At 66.3% G+C, this 16,591-nt stretch carries 16 protein-coding genes and 3 tRNA genes; 10 read left to right on the forward strand and 9 right to left on the reverse strand.

Annotation, left to right across the window (positions count from 1 at the left end; genetic code table 11):
- From FO470_RS10120 to FO470_RS10130, 3 genes are all read right to left on the reverse strand, one after another.
- The coding region (locus tag FO470_RS10120; RefSeq protein WP_186291916.1) for a GTP-binding protein at nucleotides 1–329 on the reverse strand (329 nt) is incomplete at its 3' end.
- A 162-nt stretch (nucleotides 330–491) separates the two neighbouring features.
- A tRNA-Gly gene (locus tag FO470_RS10125) sits at nucleotides 492–565 on the reverse strand.
- Nucleotides 566–595: 30 nt separating this feature from the next.
- Nucleotides 596–680 (reverse strand) — tRNA-Tyr (locus FO470_RS10130).
- A gap of 214 nt (nucleotides 681–894) precedes the next feature.
- Between FO470_RS10130 and rlmB the strand changes: the two genes are divergently transcribed.
- Together rlmB and FO470_RS10140 are read left to right on the forward strand one after the other, a co-directional pair.
- Nucleotides 895–1,716, forward strand: a complete 822-nt coding sequence (rlmB, locus tag FO470_RS10135) for a 23S rRNA (guanosine(2251)-2'-O)-methyltransferase RlmB (RefSeq protein ID WP_186291917.1) — start codon at nucleotides 895–897, stop codon at nucleotides 1,714–1,716.
- A gap of 368 nt (nucleotides 1,717–2,084) precedes the next feature.
- A complete protein-coding gene (locus FO470_RS10140) occupies nucleotides 2,085–3,758 on the forward strand; it encodes an MFS transporter (protein WP_144342855.1) in 1,674 nt (557 codons plus the stop codon).
- A gap of 131 nt (nucleotides 3,759–3,889) precedes the next feature.
- On the opposite strand, the gene FO470_RS10145 is transcribed toward FO470_RS10140, so the two are convergent.
- The 4 genes from FO470_RS10145 to FO470_RS10160 all read right to left on the reverse strand — a co-directional run bounded on the left by FO470_RS10145 (nucleotide 3,890) and on the right by FO470_RS10160 (nucleotide 7,016).
- Complete coding sequence (locus FO470_RS10145; protein WP_144342856.1) at nucleotides 3,890–4,231, reverse strand: RidA family protein; 342 nt, start codon at nucleotides 4,229–4,231, stop codon at nucleotides 3,890–3,892.
- A gap of 111 nt (nucleotides 4,232–4,342) precedes the next feature.
- Nucleotides 4,343–4,969, reverse strand: coding sequence for an OmpA family protein (locus FO470_RS10150; RefSeq protein WP_144342857.1), 627 nt, complete (start codon nucleotides 4,967–4,969; stop codon nucleotides 4,343–4,345).
- A gap of 34 nt (nucleotides 4,970–5,003) precedes the next feature.
- The gene (locus tag FO470_RS10155; RefSeq protein WP_144342858.1) at nucleotides 5,004–5,423 is read right to left on the reverse strand and encodes a hypothetical protein; all 420 of its coding nucleotides are present in this window, start codon (nucleotides 5,421–5,423) and stop codon (nucleotides 5,004–5,006) included.
- A gap of 366 nt (nucleotides 5,424–5,789) precedes the next feature.
- Nucleotides 5,790–7,016: a class I SAM-dependent methyltransferase gene (locus tag FO470_RS10160; protein WP_186291918.1), complete on the reverse strand. Its 1,227-nt coding sequence runs from the start codon at nucleotides 7,014–7,016 to the stop codon at nucleotides 5,790–5,792.
- A 214-nt stretch (nucleotides 7,017–7,230) separates the two neighbouring features.
- Between FO470_RS10160 and FO470_RS10165 the strand changes: the two genes are divergently transcribed.
- Nucleotides 7,231–7,305: transfer RNA gene (locus FO470_RS10165), tRNA-Thr, on the forward strand.
- A 197-nt stretch (nucleotides 7,306–7,502) separates the two neighbouring features.
- Nucleotides 7,503–8,405 (forward strand): hypothetical protein, encoded by a 903-nt coding sequence (locus tag FO470_RS10170; protein WP_144342860.1) that lies wholly within the window; start codon nucleotides 7,503–7,505, stop codon nucleotides 8,403–8,405.
- Nucleotides 8,406–8,484: 79 nt separating this feature from the next.
- Here FO470_RS10170 and FO470_RS10175 read toward each other — a convergent pair whose 3' ends face one another.
- Nucleotides 8,485–9,210: a sulfite oxidase-like oxidoreductase gene (locus FO470_RS10175; RefSeq protein ID WP_144342861.1), complete on the reverse strand. Its 726-nt coding sequence runs from the start codon at nucleotides 9,208–9,210 to the stop codon at nucleotides 8,485–8,487.
- Nucleotides 9,211–9,303: 93 nt separating this feature from the next.
- Nucleotides 9,304–10,035: a TerC family protein gene (locus tag FO470_RS10180; RefSeq protein ID WP_144342862.1), complete on the reverse strand. Its 732-nt coding sequence runs from the start codon at nucleotides 10,033–10,035 to the stop codon at nucleotides 9,304–9,306.
- Nucleotides 10,036–10,234: 199 nt separating this feature from the next.
- Here FO470_RS10180 and FO470_RS10185 point away from each other — a divergent pair, with 199 nt between their 5' ends.
- The 6 genes from FO470_RS10185 (at nucleotide 10,235) to FO470_RS10210 (ending at nucleotide 16,491) form a co-directional block, all read left to right on the forward strand.
- On the forward strand, nucleotides 10,235–11,344 hold the full coding sequence (locus tag FO470_RS10185; protein ID WP_144342863.1) for a transglycosylase SLT domain-containing protein: 1,110 nt from the start codon (nucleotides 10,235–10,237) through the stop codon (nucleotides 11,342–11,344).
- Nucleotides 11,345–11,483: 139 nt separating this feature from the next.
- Nucleotides 11,484–12,608, forward strand: a complete 1,125-nt coding sequence (locus tag FO470_RS10190; RefSeq protein WP_244616585.1) for an extracellular solute-binding protein — start codon at nucleotides 11,484–11,486, stop codon at nucleotides 12,606–12,608.
- A 174-nt stretch (nucleotides 12,609–12,782) separates the two neighbouring features.
- The gene (locus FO470_RS10195) at nucleotides 12,783–13,871 is read left to right on the forward strand and encodes an ABC transporter ATP-binding protein (RefSeq protein ID WP_144342864.1); all 1,089 of its coding nucleotides are present in this window, start codon (nucleotides 12,783–12,785) and stop codon (nucleotides 13,869–13,871) included.
- Complete coding sequence (locus FO470_RS10200; RefSeq protein ID WP_144342865.1) at nucleotides 13,864–14,901, forward strand: ABC transporter permease; 1,038 nt, start codon at nucleotides 13,864–13,866, stop codon at nucleotides 14,899–14,901. Before FO470_RS10195 ends, FO470_RS10200 begins: the two co-directional genes overlap by 8 nt.
- A 76-nt stretch (nucleotides 14,902–14,977) precedes the next feature.
- Entirely contained in the window at nucleotides 14,978–15,775 is a 798-nt protein-coding gene (locus FO470_RS10205) for an ABC transporter permease (protein WP_144342866.1), read from the forward strand.
- 122 nt (nucleotides 15,776–15,897) lie between these two features.
- A complete protein-coding gene (locus FO470_RS10210; protein ID WP_144342867.1) occupies nucleotides 15,898–16,491 on the forward strand; it encodes an outer membrane beta-barrel protein in 594 nt (197 codons plus the stop codon).
- Nucleotides 16,492–16,591 lie beyond the last annotated feature (100 nt).

A 16,591-nucleotide genomic window follows, 5' to 3' on the forward strand; every position in this document is an offset into this window, starting at 1 on the left:
TCCGCCGCCGACACGACCAGGATCGCGCCGTCCATCTGCGCCGCGCCCGTGATCATGTTCTTCACGTAGTCCGCGTGACCGGGGCAGTCGACATGCGCGTAGTGACGGTTGTTGGTCTCGTACTCGACGTGCGCCGTCGAGATCGTGATCCCGCGAGCCTTCTCCTCGGGCGCCTTGTCGATCTGGTCGTACGCCGTGAACGTCGCGCCGCCCGTCTCCGCAAGAACCTTCGTGATCGCCGCCGTCAACGACGTCTTGCCATGGTCAACATGGCCAATCGTCCCAATGTTGCAGTGAGGCTTCGAACGGTTGAACTTCTCTTTGGCCATAACTCGTTTCCTTCAGCGACATCCCGAGGTCGCGAAAAATCGGGCGTGGGATAGGCGGTTTCGGCTGTTTCCGCAAGTGCCGCGTTGACGGGCGGCGCGGACGGCCGTGCCGGCCTGCCGCAGTACCTGCGCCGTCGCCTATATAGGGTTCGGGAGCGGAAGTGGAGCGGGTGAAGGGAATCGAACCCTCGTCATCAGCTTGGAAGGCTGTTGCTCTACCATTGAGCTACACCCGCGAGGCAAAGGTAATATAGCGGGAGGCGACGTGGTGGGGGAGGTAGGACTCGAACCTACGAAGGCATAGCCAGCGGATTTACAGTCCGCCCCCTTTGCCGCTCGGGACACTCCCCCTCGCACGCCGGCCGCTTCCGGCACGTCGGAACGTACCGTCTTCGACCCCACGGGGAGCTACCGGCGCAAAGCGCGGTTCCCCGTGCGGCCGGCTTTATGGTGGGGTGCCCCTGCCCTGTCAACCCCGCTCGCGGCACCGTCCCCGGCCGTATGCGCATCGGGCGTGGCGAAGCGCAAATTGCCAAGCCGCACGCGCCGTGACAGAACGCGCGCCATGAACGATCGCCCCAACCGCCCCGCCGGCCGGCCCTCGCGCCCTGCCGGTCGTCCCCGCCAGCCTCGCCCGCGCCCCGCCGGGCGTCCCTTCGGCGCGTGGCCGGACGATGTGGCGATCCTCTATGGCTGGCACAGCGTCAGCGAGGCCCTGCGCAACCCGCGGCGCAAGATTCGCCGGCTGCTCGCCACCGAGAACGCCGCCAAGCGGCTGGAAGACGAATCGATTCCGCTCAAGGTGAAGCCGGAGATCGTGCGCCCGGGCGAGATCGACCGCCTGCTCGATCCCGACGCCGTGCATCAGGGCCTGCTCGCCGAATGCGATCCCCTGCCCGCCCTGAGCCTTGCAAAGGCGGCGGAGAGCGACCTCCTGCTGGTGCTCGACCAGATCACCGACCCGCACAATGTCGGCGCCATCGTGCGCTCGGCCGCCGCCATGAAGGTCGGCGCCATCGTCACCACCGCGCGCCACAGCCCGGCCGCCACCGGCGTGCTGGCCAAGAGCGCGAGCGGCGGGCTCGAACACGTGCCGCTCTGCTTCGTCGGCAACCTCGCCCGCGCGCTGGAAGAATTGAAGGAGCGCGGCGTGCAGGTCGTCGGCCTCGACAGCGAAGGCCCGGCCGATCTCGCCGATACCACGCTTCGCGCGCCCATGGCGCTCGTCCTCGGCGCCGAAGGCAAGGGCCTGCGCCAGCTCACCCGCCAGACCTGTGACGCGCTCGCGCGCATCGACCTGCCCGGCGCCATCGTGAGCCTCAACGTGTCGAACGCCGCCGCGCTGGCGCTCTACATCGCCCGCCGCGCCATCGCCCAGGCCGGCTAGCTCGAGCCGCCCCTGCCGATCCGGGCTCTATACTTCGCATTCACAGCATTTCCTCCCGCAACGCAGCACAACGGGAGGTTACGACCAATTGCCAATCGTCAAATCCGGCCGCTTTCGTCAAGCTTTCCGATAAGGCAGTGCAGGAATCGTAGAATTCCGCGCGCCGCAACACCGGGGAATGGTGCCGCTCCAGTCTTTTGCGGCCCCTCCGGGAGGAAACAGCCCGAGCGGAAGGTGTTCCCGTAGGAACTCCCAAACTCGATCATGACAGCCGACGTCGCTCCTCAGCGGGCGCGTCCCTTTTGCACGCATGCCGGACGCCGCGCGTCTGGCCATCGGCGCGACTTACTTTGGGGAAGGGAACGACAATGAGTGTAACCACGGCAGCGCCCGCCAGAAAGGCGGCGCCGATGACCCGGGAAGAGAGGAAGGTGATCATCGCCTCCTCCGCCGGTACCGTCTTCGAATGGTACGACTTCTATCTCGCGGGCTCGCTGGCGGCCAACATCGCCGCCACCTTCGTGCCCGGTACCAACGACACGGCGAAGTTCATCTTCGTGCTGTTCGGCTTCGCCGCCGGCTTCGCGGTGCGCCCCTTCGGCGCCCTGGTGTTCGGCCGCCTCGGTGACCTCATCGGCCGCAAGTACACCTTCCTCATCACCATGACGCTCATGGGCATCGCCACCTTCCTGGTCGGCCTTTTGCCCAGCTATGAGACCATCGGCTATGCGGCCCCGGTGATCTTCATCGTCTGCCGCCTCGTGCAGGGCCTGGCCCTCGGCGGCGAATATGGCGGTGCGGCGACCTATGTCGCCGAGCACGCCCCCCATGGCCGCCGCGGCTTCTACACCTCGTGGATCCAGACGACTGCCACGATCGGCCTGTTCCTGTCGCTGCTGGTGATCCTGTCGCTGCGCCTTTCCATGACCCCGGAAGACTTCAACGCCTGGGGCTGGCGCATTCCGTTCCTGCTGTCGATCATCCTGCTCGCCTTCTCGGTCTGGATCCGCCTCTCGCTCAACGAGTCGCCGGCCTTCCAGAAGATGAAGGAAGAGGGGCGCCGCTCGAAGGCGCCGCTCACCGAGGCCTTCGGCCGCTGGGAGAACGCCAAGATCGCGATCATCGCCCTGCTCGGCGGCACCGCCGGCCAGGCCGTGGTGTGGTACTGCGGCCAGTTCTACGCGCTGTTCTTCCTGACACAGACGCTGAAGGTCGACGGCACAACCGCGAACCTGCTCATCGCCTTCAGCCTGCTGATCGGCACGCCGTTCTTCGTGTTCTTCGGCTGGCTGTCGGACAAGATCGGCCGCAAGCCTATCCTGCTCGCCGGCTGCCTCATCGCGGCGATGACCTACTTCCCGCTGTTCGAGAACATCGCCCGCATCGCCAATCCGAAGCTCATCGAGGCCACGGAAACGGTGAAGATCGACATCACCGCCGATCCCGCCACCTGCGGCACGCTGTTCGATCCGGTGGGCGTGCGCGTCTTCACCCGGCCGTGCGACGTCCTGCGCCGCACGCTGGCGACCAACTCGATGCACTACGAGCTGAAGCCCGGCGCGGAGGGTACGCCCCTCGTCGCCACGGTGAACGGCACCGAGGTGGTGATCCCCGACACCGACAAGACGGGCGCCAGCGTCATCGCGGCGGCGCAGGGAGCGGGCTACCCGAAGGCGGGTGACGCCAGCATCCTCAAGCAGCCCTCCGTCAGCGGCGTGCTGACCGATCCCCGCGCGCTCTCGGTCATCGGCCTGCTGTTCGTCCTCGTCCTCTACGTGACGATGGTGTATGGCCCGATCGCCGCGCTGCTGGTCGAGCTTTTCCCGACCCGCATCCGCTACACCGGCATGTCGCTGCCCTACCACATCGGCAACGGCTGGTTCGGCGGCTTCCTGCCGCCCACCGCCTTCGCCATCGTGGCGGCCACGGGCAACATCTTCTCCGGCCTCTGGTACCCGATCATCATCGCCCTCATGACGGTGGTCATCGGCCTGATCTTCCTGCCGGAGACCAAGAACCGCGACATCGACAACTGGCACTGAGCCGGTTCCGGCTCCGCCCTCCCGGCGGAGCCGCCCAAAAAACAAAGGCCCCGTCGCAGGACGGGGCCTTTTTCATGTCCGGCGCCATGTCTGGCGCTCAGTGCGACCGGCCGTCGGTTTGGCGCAATCGCTCAGATCGCCGCAGTGACGACGATCTCGACCTTGTATTCCGGGGTCGCCAGCGCCGCCTCGACCGTGGCGCGCGCCGGCGTGTTGCCGGGCGAGACCCACGTGTCCCACACCGCGTTCATCTCGCCGAAGGTGCTCATGTCCGACAGATAGATCGTGGTCGCGAGGATCTTCGTCTTGTCGGTGCCAGCCTGCGCCAGCAGCGCGTCGATGTCGGCGAGCACCGCCTGCGTCTGCGCCGCCACGCTCTCGCCCTTGGCGACCTGGCCGGCGAGATAGACGACCGAGCCGTGGACCACGGCCTGGCTCATGCGCGGGCCGACCTCAATTCTCTTGATGCTCATTGCTGACACTCTGGATTCGTCGGTGGAATGACGGCCGAAAAGAAAAGGCCGGCCGGCGCCCTTGAGGCGCCGGCCGGCCTAGCTATCACAGGAGCGGCGCGGGTGTCGCGCTCACGGTGCGTTGGTCGGCACCGGCTTGGGCATCGCGCCCACCGTGCCGATGGTGAAGATCTGCACGCGCCGGTTGATCGGATCCTGCGGCTTGGAGGGCACCTGCAGCGCCTCCTGGCCGAGCCCCACGGCCTCCAGCCGATCCGGCGAGACGTCGAACACCGTCACCAGCGCCCGGACGATGGCGTCGGCGCGCTGCTGGCTGAGCTTGAGGTTGACGGCGCGGGTGCCGGTCGTGTCGGTGTTGCCGACCACGATGAAGCGGTAGTTCAGCAGGATCGGGTGATGCATCGCATCGGCGATAGCGCCGAGCGTGCCGTAGGATTCCGGCCGGATGATCGCGGAACCGAGCGCGAACTGGATTTGCACGGTGATCTGCGCGAGCTTGTCGAGACGCTTGGCGATCTCGGACTTGTCGAGCGTCAGCGGCAGGTTCTTGTCCACGGCGTTCTGCGCCATCTGGCGCAGGACCTGCGCGGTCAGCGACGGGTCGTCATTCACGACGGCCGACAGGCCTTGCATGATCTGGCGGTCGCTGGTGGCGGTCTGCGCCTGGGCGACCGCGAGCGGCGCCGAGAGCGCGGCGACGAGGGCGAGCCCTCCGACGAAACGGGTCATACGGGTCATGATCTGTCTCTTTCCCTGAGCGTTGCGTCGCGGCTCACTGCCAGCCGGCGTCGAGCAGCACCTGCTTGCAGGTCGGCGCCACCACCTTGGAGGCCGTCAGCAGGCAGTCGAGGAGGCGCGCGTCGCCCGGCTGCACGCCGGCGCAGAATTCGCGGATGCTGGGCTCGCAGATCCGGAAAGCATCGCGCTGGGCGGCCACGCGCTTGGCGATGGAGGCCAGAGCGTTCTGGTAGTCCGCACCGCACTGGTCCGGCACCTGGTTGCCTCGCTTCTGCAGGCACTGATAGAGATCGCCGCTGCCCAGATTGTCCTTGGCGCAGAAGCGCTCGATCGAGGGGCCGCAGCTCTTGGCGATCAGCGCGCCAGCCTCGGCGTAGCTCATGGTCTGGGCCGACGCAGCGCCGGTCATGACCGACAGCAGCAGCGCCGCCGATGCGAATGCAAATCGGAACATTCTCTCCGCCTCCATTGCAGGTGCACCGTCGACGACGCCGACGGCCCGGAAGGCGCACCACCATGGGGCACCTCCCCTGCGCTTCCTCTCGCAGAACCAAGTGCCTGACGCAACGTTGACTTGCCGCGACGCAGAGATATCCGCGTCATCCTGTGGTCATCCACGGCAGCACGCCCGTCATGGACGAGGACGCGCTTTAAGCGCCCTGTCATGTTCGAGGCGGTCATCGCTGTTTCCAGATTGTGTGATGGCTTCGCCTTACGGGCACTAGCCATGGCCGGACGGTCCACCCGGACAAGCCAGTCCCCGGAACAAAAAAGCCGCCCGGCGGGGCGGCTTAAGGTCGTCAGACGTGGTCGGTAGAAGTTATTTCTTGGTCGCGATCAGGGTGTTGCCGGCTGCGAGCTCTTCGATGGCGCTAGCAGGAAGCGCGCCGAGGATGCGTTTCCAGAAAACATCTTGTGGCATCGTCTGCACGAGCTCGCCCAACGTGATCCCCGAAATATCAGCGCGCACGTCATCGGGGAGCTGCGCCATCATGCTCTTGAAGAACCAGAGGGCCGCATAATCGGGACCCTGGCTGTCTTCTGTCTGCACGCGCACGAGGTCGAATCCTTCGCTGAAGGCCCGTATCAGCCCCTCTCGCGTGGCATTGAAATAGTGCGATGGGTAACCGTGCACGGGGGCGAGGAACGGCCAATCAATGTAGCACCGGCCGCTCGGCTTCAGCATGCGATGGATTTCCTGCGCCACCTTCCATGGGTTCTTAGTGTGCTCCAGAACAGAAAAGCAGCCGATTCCGTCAAAGGTGTTGTCCGGAAATGGATACTCGCACTCTGTTCCGACAACCACGTCCGCCGTCATCGACGGATAAACCTCGACGTAGATGCAGTTTTCGTAGATCACCTTCCGCAGGCCGCACCCCAGATCCATAAACAAACCGCTGGGGTTCTCCTCAATATCTCGCTCGAACGGACCGTAGCTGTCGTTGGCGCTCTCACCAGCAGCATAGTCATCTCGGCTATAGTGTTGATTCGATACCGATACTGGGAATGAACCCTCTCGATCAATGAAACGATGAGAGTCGTTCGTCAGCCCCAGAGCATCACGATAGCGCTCAAATCTGGCGCGCCGCTTGTCACCCTCTAGAAGCCGGACGAAGGCTTCGGTGAATTGGAATCGGGCTTCGTTCACACCATGCTGCCGGAAGTGTTCTTCTGCGCTCCCACCGCGTTCCACATGTGTGCGGATATCCGAATTAAATAGCGTGTATCCAGGCTCATAGAAATCTTCTGCTGTGCTCTTTTGAACCACATGAAGCCGCGAGCTCGACGCAACCATAATGCCGCCACCAAATACCATCGAAGTCGATGCGACTTCAACTTTTAGGTGTGGCACAAGCAACAAGGTACCGTCAACGAGGCACTGCAGGCCAGCGCCCCGCGCGCCCTCGTCTTCTCTCGCGCACGCCGGACGGTACAGAAGGAAGGTAGCTCCTTCTGGGGGCTCCTCTTCCACGACATGCGACACTTGTTCGCCGTGGAGTACCTTCAGAACGATAGCGATCCGCCCCTGAAAGAGCACCTTCGGCACTCGTCCGTTAAGATGGCCGAGCTGTATCTGGAGTTCCGCCCCGCCAAGGAAGCGGAAGCCGCAAAGCGGGGGCCTTGACCGTGGCCGGGCCATCGGCGAAGAGAGCAAGAAGGTGGCTTCGGCACGATAGACACAAGACGGCACGCGACAATCGGTTTGCGGCGTGACGAGACGTTGTTAAGTGCCTGCTTTACCTTGAGAATGCAATGTTGTCGCCGGCTTAGCACAGCGGTAGTGCAGCGGTTTTGTAAACCGAAGGTCGGGGGTTCGATCCCCTCAGCCGGCACCATTCCCCCTCGCCTCGCGCGGCGGAACGACAGCGAGTCACCCCCGCTCGACCTGCCGTTGCCGACTTCGACTATCCATTACTGAATAGTTAACGTCACCACCCCGGTTTCGACATTATTTATTTTGCACAAACCGCTCAGATTCCTACGAATCAGCTATGTTGATTCAAATTTCTCAGGATCTGGTGGGGATCTTGTCATGCATCCAAAATGGCGTGCGCCCGCGTGCTATGTCGGCGTTGCTCTGCTTTGCGCCGTCTACCTCATTGTCGTGCCGGGTGTGAACCTCGTGGACGTCGCCGCCGGCGCCGGCATCGGGGCCGCCGTGATGTGGGCGATCAACGAGTGGGAAACCGGAAAGTGGAACGTGACGCTGTCCGTCCAGCCGGCCTTCGCGGCCGCTGCCGGGCAGCCTGTTCCCCAGTATGCCGGCATGGCCTTCCAGGGTGTTCCCACCCAGATGGTCCCGGTCATGCAGCCCGCCGGACAGGCCGTGCCCATGCAGCCCGTGCCGATGCAGTACGCTCCCGCGCAGACAATGCCGCAGCAGGCCGCGCCGATGCAGCAGGCCGCAGCCGAAGTGCCGGTTCCCCCGGTCGCGGAAGTCACCGCCCTCCCCACGCTGGCCGAACCTGAGCCCCGCCATCGCGTGGATGCCGGTGCGCCCACGCCCTCCAAGATGGAGAAGTGGGAAATCGACGAGAAGGAGCCGAGCTGGGATCCGACCGCGCTTGCCGAGACCTGGGCGAAGCTGCGCGCCGAGCTGTCGATCAATCGCCCGTCGCGTCCGGCGGTCTCGCCCGACCTGCCGCGCAACGCCCAGTTCGCCCGCACGCCCGATCCGAAGACCCAGCGTCCGGCCGGCCCCACCTTCCTGCGCCAGCCCGCCCAGAAGGCCGCCCCGGCCAAGCCTCAGACGGCGACCGGCACCAGCAAGCCCGGCAATTACACGCTCGGCAGCTATAGCCAGAATGGCGGCTCGCTGCTGGCGACCTACGGAACCGCCGGCAACGGCACGGCACCGCGCAAGACGGCCGGAGCCACCGAGCCGGCGCGCCAGCCGAATTCCTTCCTGCGCACCGGCGCCCTGCGCCCGCGCTGAGCCTCCCTTCCACGACGAGAAAAGGCCCGGACGGCACTCCCGTCCGGGCCTTTTTCTTTGCGCCGCTGCCGGCGATGCCTCATTCATCGGCGGAGTAGCGCTCCTCCAGCCACGGATCGGCGTGGTTGTGGTAGCCGTTCTCCTCCCAGAAGCCACGCTTGTCGAAGCTGCGGAACTCGATCTTCTTGATCCACTTCGCGCTCTTCCAGAAATAGAGATGCGGCACCACCAGCCGCGCCGGGCCGCCATGCTCGATGGTGAGCGGCTTGCCTTCCCAGCTATGGACGATCAGCGCGTCCTCGGCGGCGAAGTCTTCCAGCGCGAGATTGGTGGTGTAGCCGTCATAGGAATGCAGCATGACGAAATGCGCGTCCTCGCGCGGCATCACCGCGTCGAGCAGGTCGCGCGTCGCCAGGCCTTCCCAGCGATTGTCGTAGCGTGACCAGGTGGTGACGCAGTGGATGTCGGTGGTTTCCTGCGTCTGCTTCTGGGCGCGGAAAGCCGTCCAGTCCCACGAGACCGGGTGCTCCACCGCGCCGGTGACGTCGAGACGCCAGCTCTCCAGGGGGATTCGCGGCTGCATGCCGAGATCGAGCACCGGCCAGTCGCGCACCAGATGCTGTCCGGGCGGCAGGCGATCGGATTCGGGGCGCGCCACGCGGCCGGTGAGGAACTTTCCCTCACGCGCCCAGCGCTGCTTGGTCAGGGTGAGCTTGGTCTGCGAAGGGGCGCTCGCGGGTTCGCCGGGACCGGCGCCGGGAATGTCGCCTTTCGGGGTGGCACGCGGGTCGGCGTCGTCGCTCATGACCGGGCTCCTCGGAGGTGGGAGCCCATCATAGCATCGACCGGCGGCGCGTCCTTGTCGGATGACACGCCGCCGGCCGGCCGGCTGGCTAGGTCAGCCCACGCTCCGCTTGCGCTGGAGCATGTTCAGTCCCTCGATCGCTGCCGAGAAGGCCATGGCGGCGTAGATGTAGCCCTTCGGCACATGGGCGCCGAAGCCTTCCGCGATCAGCGTCGTGCCGATGAGCAGCAGGAAGCCGAGCGCCAGCATCACGATCGACGGGTTGCGGTTGATGAAGTTGGCGAGCGGACCCGCCGCCAGCAGCATGGTAAGCACCGCGAAGACGACCGCGATCACCATGATCGGGATGTGCTCGGTCATGCCGACGGCGGTGATGATGCTGTCGACCGAGAACACCAGATCGAGGATCAGGATCTGCACGATCGCTGCTCCGAAGCCGATCTTGAGCGAGCCGCCCTCCATGGCATGCTGCTCTTCCGGCGGCGCCATGTTGTGGTGGATCTCCTTGGTCGCCTTCCACACCAGGAAGAGACCGCCGGCGATCAGGATGATGTCGCGCCAGGAAAAGGCCTGTCCGAACACCGTCAGCACCGGCTCGGTAAGCTGCACGATGAACGCCACCGTGCTGAGCAGCCCGAGGCGCATGATCAGCGCCAGCCCGATGCCGATGCGCCGCGCGCGCGGACGGATGTCCTCGGGCAGCTTGTTGGTCAGGATGGAGATGAAGAGCAGGTTGTCGATGCCGAGCACCACTTCCATGGCGATCAGCGTGACGAGCGCCGCCCAGGCCGCGGGGCTGGCGGCGAGTTCAATGAGATAATCCATGGGTCATTCTGCCGGATTAAGGAGCACGACGGAGACGAGCGGAATCGGGGCGTGCGCCGGAGCGGCACCCGATGACTGAACGACAATGGACTGCAAGACAGGGTCCTCTGGCCGGCACGGATGTCGGGAAGTGATCCGACATCACGCGAACGCCGGCTTGGCTCGCGTCAGAGGGGCCCGGATCGGGTAGAAGCAATTTATGGCAGTGTTCGGCGCATCGCAATGGGATCGGTCGAAGGAAGGACGCTCGGGCGGAACCCCGGCGCCCCGGCGCGCCTTCTCCGTGCTGGCGCTCCTGCTCGCCCTGTGCGTCCCCGCCACCTCCGAGCCCTCGCGCATTCCCGCGTCCCCCTCCGCTGCCGGAGGGAACGGCGAAACGGTCGAGCAGGCGCTGTGCCGGATGATCGAGGGCGCCGCCAACCGCCACGACCTGCCGGTCGATTTCTTCACGCGGCTGATCTGGCGTGAGAGCAGCTTCCGCGGCGATGCGGTAAGTCCCAAGGGCGCGCAGGGCATCGCCCAGTTCATGCCCGGCACCGCCGCCGAGCGGGGGCTGGAGGACCCCTTCGATCCCGAAGCCGCCCTGCCCGCTTCCGCCGCGCTGCTTGCCGACCTGCGCACGCGCTTCGGCAATCTCGGCCTTGCGGCCGCCGCCTACAATGCCGGCCCGGCGCGCGTGGAGCGCTGGCTCGCCGGCCAGAGCGGGCTGCCGCTGGAGACGCAGGACTACCTGCTCTTCATCACCGGCCGGGCCGCCGAGGACTGGGCGGCGGAGCGCGCGGCGCAGATCGCCGCGGCCGTGCCGGCCGCCTCCCAGCCCCCGGAGGCGCCGACAGCGTTCACGCCGAACGACCCGCCCTCCTCGCCCGTGACACCTGCGCCGACTGCGCCGCCAGCGGCGGAAGCGCCGACCTCCCCGCCATCCGCTCCCCCGCCATCCACTGCCCCGCAGATCGCCGCCGCTCCGCCACCCGCGCCGAAGACCGATTGCCTCACCGTGACGGCCGCCCTGCGGCGCGGCGGCGGCGCGGTGGCGCAGGAGATCGCCACCGTCACCGCTCCGTGGGGCGTGCAGCTGTCCGGCAATTTCTCCAAGACCCGCGCCCTCAACAGCTACCAGCGGACGCACAAGCGCTTCGCCGCGCTGCTGGAGGGCACCCAGCCGATGATCATCGGCACGCGACTGCGCTCGCGCGGCTCGCGCGCCTTCTATCGGGTCCGCGTCGCCCAGCCTTCGCGCCAGGCGGCGACCGCCCTGTGCAGCCGGCTGCGCGCCGCCGGAGGCGCCTGCATCGTGCTGCCGAGCTGACATTTTGAACGAGTGCGACAAATCTGTTGTCGCTGGACGACACAGGCTTCCTCGCCCCGCATGCGCGTGTCATCGTCCGTTCATGGCCCGGAACTAGAGCGAACGCCGTTTCGCCCTCCGGGGGCTATGGGAGGTACTGATGACCCGCTTTTCCCGTCGCGACCTCATGAAGGCCGGCGCCTTCGCGCTTGCCGCGCCGGCCGTGCTGCGCGCCCATGACGCGCTGGCCAGCTCCGGCTCGCTGAATGTCTATGCCTGGGGCGACTATTTCGACAAGAACACCCTTCTCGCCGACTTCACCAACGCCAGCGGCGTGAAGGTGAACCTGTCGACCTACGGCTCCAACGAGGAGTGCGAGAACAAGCTGCGCGCCGCCGGCGGCAAGGGCTTCGACATCATCTTCCCGTCCGTCGACACCGGCCCGAACTACTACAAGGACAACCTGCTCCAGCCGATCGACGAGGCCAAATTCAAGGCGGCGCAGATCATCCCGTCGATCTACCGCAACTCGCTGAAGCTCGGCGCGGCCCATCGCGGCAAGCGCTATCTCGTGCCCTTCGACTGGGGCACCGAGGGCATCACCTGGGATTCGACCAAGTTCGACAAGAAGTCGGGCGAGATCTCCTATGGCGACATGTGGCTGGCGGCCAATCCCAAGCAGACCGCCATCCGCCAGAAGTCGGTATTCAACGGCGTGGCGCTGTATCTCGACGCCACCGGCGAGCTGCCGTCCGACCGTGGCCTCGACCTCTACAAGTCCGAGGCGGATTCCCGCCGCGTCTTCGAGGGCGTGCTGAAGTACATCGTCGCCCACAAGGGCAATATCGGCGCCTTCTGGAACAACGCGACCGAGGCCACCGCCGCCTTCACCGATGCCGGCTGCACCATCGGCCAGACCTGGGATACGACCGGCATCCTGCTCCACCGCAACACCGACAAGAAGTGGCGCTTCGGCATGCCGAAGGAAGGCGGCCTCGCCTGGACCGACACGCTCGCCATCCCCTCGGGAGCGGAGAATGTCGAGCAGGCCTACGCCTTCGCGAACTTCCTGTACCAGCCGGAAGTCGGCGCCCGCTTCTCCAACACCACCGGCTACAACAGCTGCGCCGTGGGCGCCGAGAACTTCCTCTCCGAGGAAGCCCGCGCGGCCTTCCAGGCGGCCTATCCGGCGGGCACCATCGACAACCTGTTCTGGTGGCCGATGCAGACCGACTTCTACGCCAAGCTGCGCGGCGAGTACGTCGAGAAGCTCACCAACAGCTGAGCAGACCGCGCGACAGATCGCTGTCGCAGCGTCGATGAGCGTCATCCCCGGGCCTCTCCGGGGATGACGGCTTCCCTTCATGAGCCCACGACATGAAGGGCCGGGTGCGTGCCCGGCACCTCCCCCAGCAGCCCCGCCGCCACTTGCGTCGCCCCGAGATCGAAAGCATCGCCCATGCGCGGCAAGGACGTCCGTCTCGACAAGGTTTCCATCCGCTTCGGCGATTCCATCGCCGTCCAGCCGACCGACCTCGCCATCCACGCCGGCGAGTTCTTCTCCATCCTCGGGCCGTCCGGCTGCGGCAAGACCACCCTTCTGCGCACCATCTCCGGCTTCATCCAGCCGACCGAAGGGCGGGTGCTGATCGGCGGCGAGGACATGGCCGGCAAGGGGCCGAACGAGCGTCCCACCGCCCTCATCTTCCAGAATCTCGCTCTCTTCCCGCTCATGAGCGTGGCCGAGAACGTCGCTTTCGGGCTGGAGGCGCGCGGCGTCCCCAGGGCCGAGCGGCAGCGCCGGGCCCGCGAGCTGCTGGAACTCGTCGCGCTCGAAGGTTTCGGCGACAAGAAGCCGGCTGATCTTTCCGGCGGCCAGCGCCAGCGCGTCGCCATTGCCCGCGCGCTCGCCGTCGAGCCTTCCGTCCTGCTGCTGGACGAGCCGCTCTCGGCGCTCGACCTCAAGCTGCGCCAGCACATGCGCACCGAGCTGCGCGCCATCCAGAGGCGCGTCGGCATCACCTTCATCTACATCACCCACGACCAGGGCGAGGCGCTCGCCATGTCCGACCGCGTGGCGGTGATGAGCCGCGGCCGGCTGGAGCAGGTGGCGGATGCCGACACCCTCTACGCCGATCCCGCCACCCCTTTCGTCGCCAGCTTCGTCGGCGAGCAGAACGTGCTGCACGGCACCGTCGCCGGCCTCACGGACGACATCGTGCAGGTCGACACGCCGGTCGGGCGCCTCAGCGGCCGGGTGAAGGGTCCGCTCGCCGTGGGCGAGGCCGCGCTGGTTCTGGTGCGCCCCGAGCGGATCGCGCTCGGCGTGGGAGGCGCGCCGGCCGGCGAGAACGTGATCGCCGCCCGCCTCGCCTCGCGCAGCCTCGAAGGCGCCTCGGTACACCTCGTCTGCGCCGCCGCCGGCCAGAACCTCACCGTCACCGTGCCGAACGGCCCCAATGTCCGCGAGCTGCCGGAAGAGCTGAGCCTTTCCTTCGGCACGCGCGACGCCCTCGTTTTCCCGGTCGGAGCACTCGCCCATGGGTAGCCTCGCCCGCGCCTATGGCCGGCCGCTCGCCACCCTCATCACCGGCATCACGCTGCTGTGGATCCTCGTGCTGATCCTCGTGCCCCTCGGCGCCATGGTCGAGCAGTCGCTGTGGTGGCGGGACTCCAAGGGCGATGTCTCGCTCGCCATCGACCGGCTCTACAACGACATCTCCCTGATCGAGCTCGACCGCAACGCCGAGACCGACCCGGCGAAGCAGGCCGCCTTCGACAAGGCGCTCGCCGAGAAGCAGGCGGAGGTCGCGACGCTCGAGGCCGAGGAGAAGAACCCGCCGAAGACCTACGGCTTCGCCAACTTCACGCGGATGAGCGCCCTGCACTTCTACATCTTCGTGCGCACCATCCTCTACGCGCTGCTGGTGACGGCCCTGGCGCTGGTGGTCTGCTATCCCGTCGCCTATGTGGTGGCGCTCGCCAGCGGGCCGCGCAAGGCGGTGATCCTGATGGTGGCGCTGATCGTGCCCTATGCGATCAACGAGTTGCTGCGCGTCTATGCCTGGCTGATGATCCTGGACTATCGCGGCGTCATCAACGGCATCCTCGGCTGGTTCGGCGTCGTCGACCTCGACAATCGCGGCTGGATTCCGTTCCTCGAAAACCCGTCCGCCGTGTTCCTGGCGATGATCTACACCTATGTGCTCTTCATGGTGTTCCCGATGGTGAACACGCTGGAGACGCTCGACCGCAACCAGATCGAGGCCGCGCGCGACCTCGGCGCCTCGACCGCCCGGATCCACCGGCGGGTCATCATCCCGCACGCCAAGCCGGGCATCGCGGTCGGCTGCATCATGACCTTCATGCTGTCGGCCGGCTCCTATTCGGTGCCGGCGATCATGACGCGCGGCCAGGGCGGCGACTGGTTCAGCCAGCTCGTCTACCGGCAGTTCTACGAGAGCAACAACTGGAACATGGGCTCGGCCTATGCCGTGTCGCTGCTCGTCGTATGCACCGCCTTCATCCTCATCATGATGCGCCTGTTCGGCGTCGGCCTGAGGGACATCGCGAAATGACGGCGATCCCGCTGCCCTCCAGCCTCATCCAGCCCGTATACCGTCAGCCGAATGTCGGCATTGCCGGAGCCTGCCCATGAGCACCGCCACCGAGAGCGCGGGCGCGCGGCTGGTGCTGAACATCTATATCGGCCTGTTCGTCCTCTACCTCTTCCTGCCGCTGGCGGTGATGTCGGCCGCCGCCTTCAACTCCTACGACTACCCGTCTGTCACCCAGTGGCGCGGCTTCACGCTGCACTGGTTCGTGGCGCTCGCCAACGACCAGCGGCTGCTGCAGGGCCTCGTGAATTCCGTGCTGGTGGCGCTCGGCGTCATCGCGGTGTCGATCCCCGCCGGCCTGTCGGGCGCGCTGATCCTCACCCGGCTCGGCCAGCGCTCCGGCACCTTCCTCTATTCGGTGCTGGTCTCGCCGGTGCTGACGCCGGGCATCATCCTCGGCATTTCCAGCCTCATCTTCTGGCGCGAATTCGGCGTGCCGGGCGGGCTGTTCGTCGCCGTCATGGCGCAGTCGAGCTTCATCGCCTCCTACGCGATGCTGCTCTTCCTCGCCCGGCTGCAACGCCAGGACCGCACGCTGGAGGAAGCGGCGCTCGACCTCGGCGCGAGCCACACGATGGTGTTCCGCCGCATCACCCTGCCCTTCCTGGCGCCGACCTGCTTCACCGCCGCCGTCGTCGCCTTCCTGCAATCCTTCGAGAACTACAATACGACCGTCTTCGCCATCGGCGGCGAGTGGACACTGGTCACCGAGATCGCCTCGCGGCTGCGCTTCGGCCTGTCGCCGGTGATCAACGTCGTCGGCGTCATCTTCGTCGTGCTTACCCTCGTCGCCGCCACCGGCTATGTTTTGCTGAAGGGCAAGCCGAAGCGCTGACGCGGGTTTCGGCCGTGCTTCGAGGAAACGCGGGACCCGACGCCGACGCCAGGCATGACAGAAACCGACCGCGTGTCGTGGAGCAGCAGGCGCTCCACTCCGGCGGCGGGAAGTGGGGGACGATGCGCTACTGCCTGATCATGCTCACCGGCATCGCCGCGCTCGCGGCGGCGACGGCCCCGGCCGCGGCCGGCAGCACTAGCATCGGCGGCGCCTTCACCACCGAGCGGGGCCCGGAGGATTTCGGCGCCACCACCGGCTCGGACTGGCAGCTCGACGTCGCCCATACCTTCGACAACAAGGTCACACTGTCCGGCTCGGCCAAGTATTACGACACGGCCGGCACCAGCGACTGGAAGGCCAACCTCCAGTTCGGCATCGGCTACACCTACGACATCGGCAAGCTGTCGCTGACGGGCACGGTCGGCATCGGCCAGCACTTCATCCAGTCGGACGATTCGACGGACTTCCCCTATTATTACCTGATGCTCGCCGGCTCCACGCCGATCGACGAGAAATGGACGTGGAACATCTTCCGCCTGCGCTACCGCAACGACTTCGACACCTCGAACGACTACGACACGCCCGAAATTGCCACCGGCGTGAGCTACAGCTTCGACCCGCACAACAGCATGTCGGTGATGATCGAGCGCGACTGGTCGAACGGGAACCCGAGCTACACCGGCATCGAGATCGGCTACCGCTACCGGTTCTGAGCGTTCTCACGCCAACGTGACTCCCGGCGGCGTGACCGGCGGGGAGCAGGCTCCTAGCCTTCCGCCCGCGAGATTCTCCCGCCACGGAGCCTGTCCCATG

The sequence above is a fragment of the Ancylobacter moscoviensis genome, from assembly GCF_007559435.1.
Lineage (GTDB): Bacteria > Pseudomonadota > Alphaproteobacteria > Rhizobiales > Xanthobacteraceae > Ancylobacter > Ancylobacter moscoviensis.

What these genes read in the sequence shown, in the direction of transcription:
- rlmB (WP_186291917.1), top strand. Translation starts at nt 895, where the DNA reads ATGAACGATCGCCCCAACCGCCCCGCCGGCCGGCCCTCGCGCCCTGCC.
- FO470_RS10140 (WP_144342855.1), top strand. Translation starts at nt 2,085, where the DNA reads ATGAGTGTAACCACGGCAGCGCCCGCCAGAAAGGCGGCGCCGATGACC.
- FO470_RS10145 (WP_144342856.1), bottom strand. Translation starts at nt 4,231, where the DNA reads ATGAGCATCAAGAGAATTGAGGTCGGCCCGCGCATGAGCCAGGCCGTG.
- FO470_RS10150 (WP_144342857.1), bottom strand. Translation starts at nt 4,969, where the DNA reads ATGACCCGTATGACCCGTTTCGTCGGAGGGCTCGCCCTCGTCGCCGCG.
- FO470_RS10155 (WP_144342858.1), bottom strand. Translation starts at nt 5,423, where the DNA reads ATGTTCCGATTTGCATTCGCATCGGCGGCGCTGCTGCTGTCGGTCATG.
- FO470_RS10170 (WP_144342860.1), top strand. Translation starts at nt 7,503, where the DNA reads ATGCATCCAAAATGGCGTGCGCCCGCGTGCTATGTCGGCGTTGCTCTG.
- FO470_RS10175 (WP_144342861.1), bottom strand. Translation starts at nt 9,210, where the DNA reads ATGAGCGACGACGCCGACCCGCGTGCCACCCCGAAAGGCGACATTCCC.
- FO470_RS10180 (WP_144342862.1), bottom strand. Translation starts at nt 10,035, where the DNA reads ATGGATTATCTCATTGAACTCGCCGCCAGCCCCGCGGCCTGGGCGGCG.
- FO470_RS10185 (WP_144342863.1), top strand. Translation starts at nt 10,235, where the DNA reads ATGGCAGTGTTCGGCGCATCGCAATGGGATCGGTCGAAGGAAGGACGC.
- FO470_RS10190 (WP_244616585.1), top strand. Translation starts at nt 11,484, where the DNA reads ATGACCCGCTTTTCCCGTCGCGACCTCATGAAGGCCGGCGCCTTCGCG.
- FO470_RS10195 (WP_144342864.1), top strand. Translation starts at nt 12,783, where the DNA reads ATGCGCGGCAAGGACGTCCGTCTCGACAAGGTTTCCATCCGCTTCGGC.
- FO470_RS10200 (WP_144342865.1), top strand. Translation starts at nt 13,864, where the DNA reads ATGGGTAGCCTCGCCCGCGCCTATGGCCGGCCGCTCGCCACCCTCATC.
- FO470_RS10205 (WP_144342866.1), top strand. Translation starts at nt 14,978, where the DNA reads ATGAGCACCGCCACCGAGAGCGCGGGCGCGCGGCTGGTGCTGAACATC.
- FO470_RS10210 (WP_144342867.1), top strand. Translation starts at nt 15,898, where the DNA reads ATGCGCTACTGCCTGATCATGCTCACCGGCATCGCCGCGCTCGCGGCG.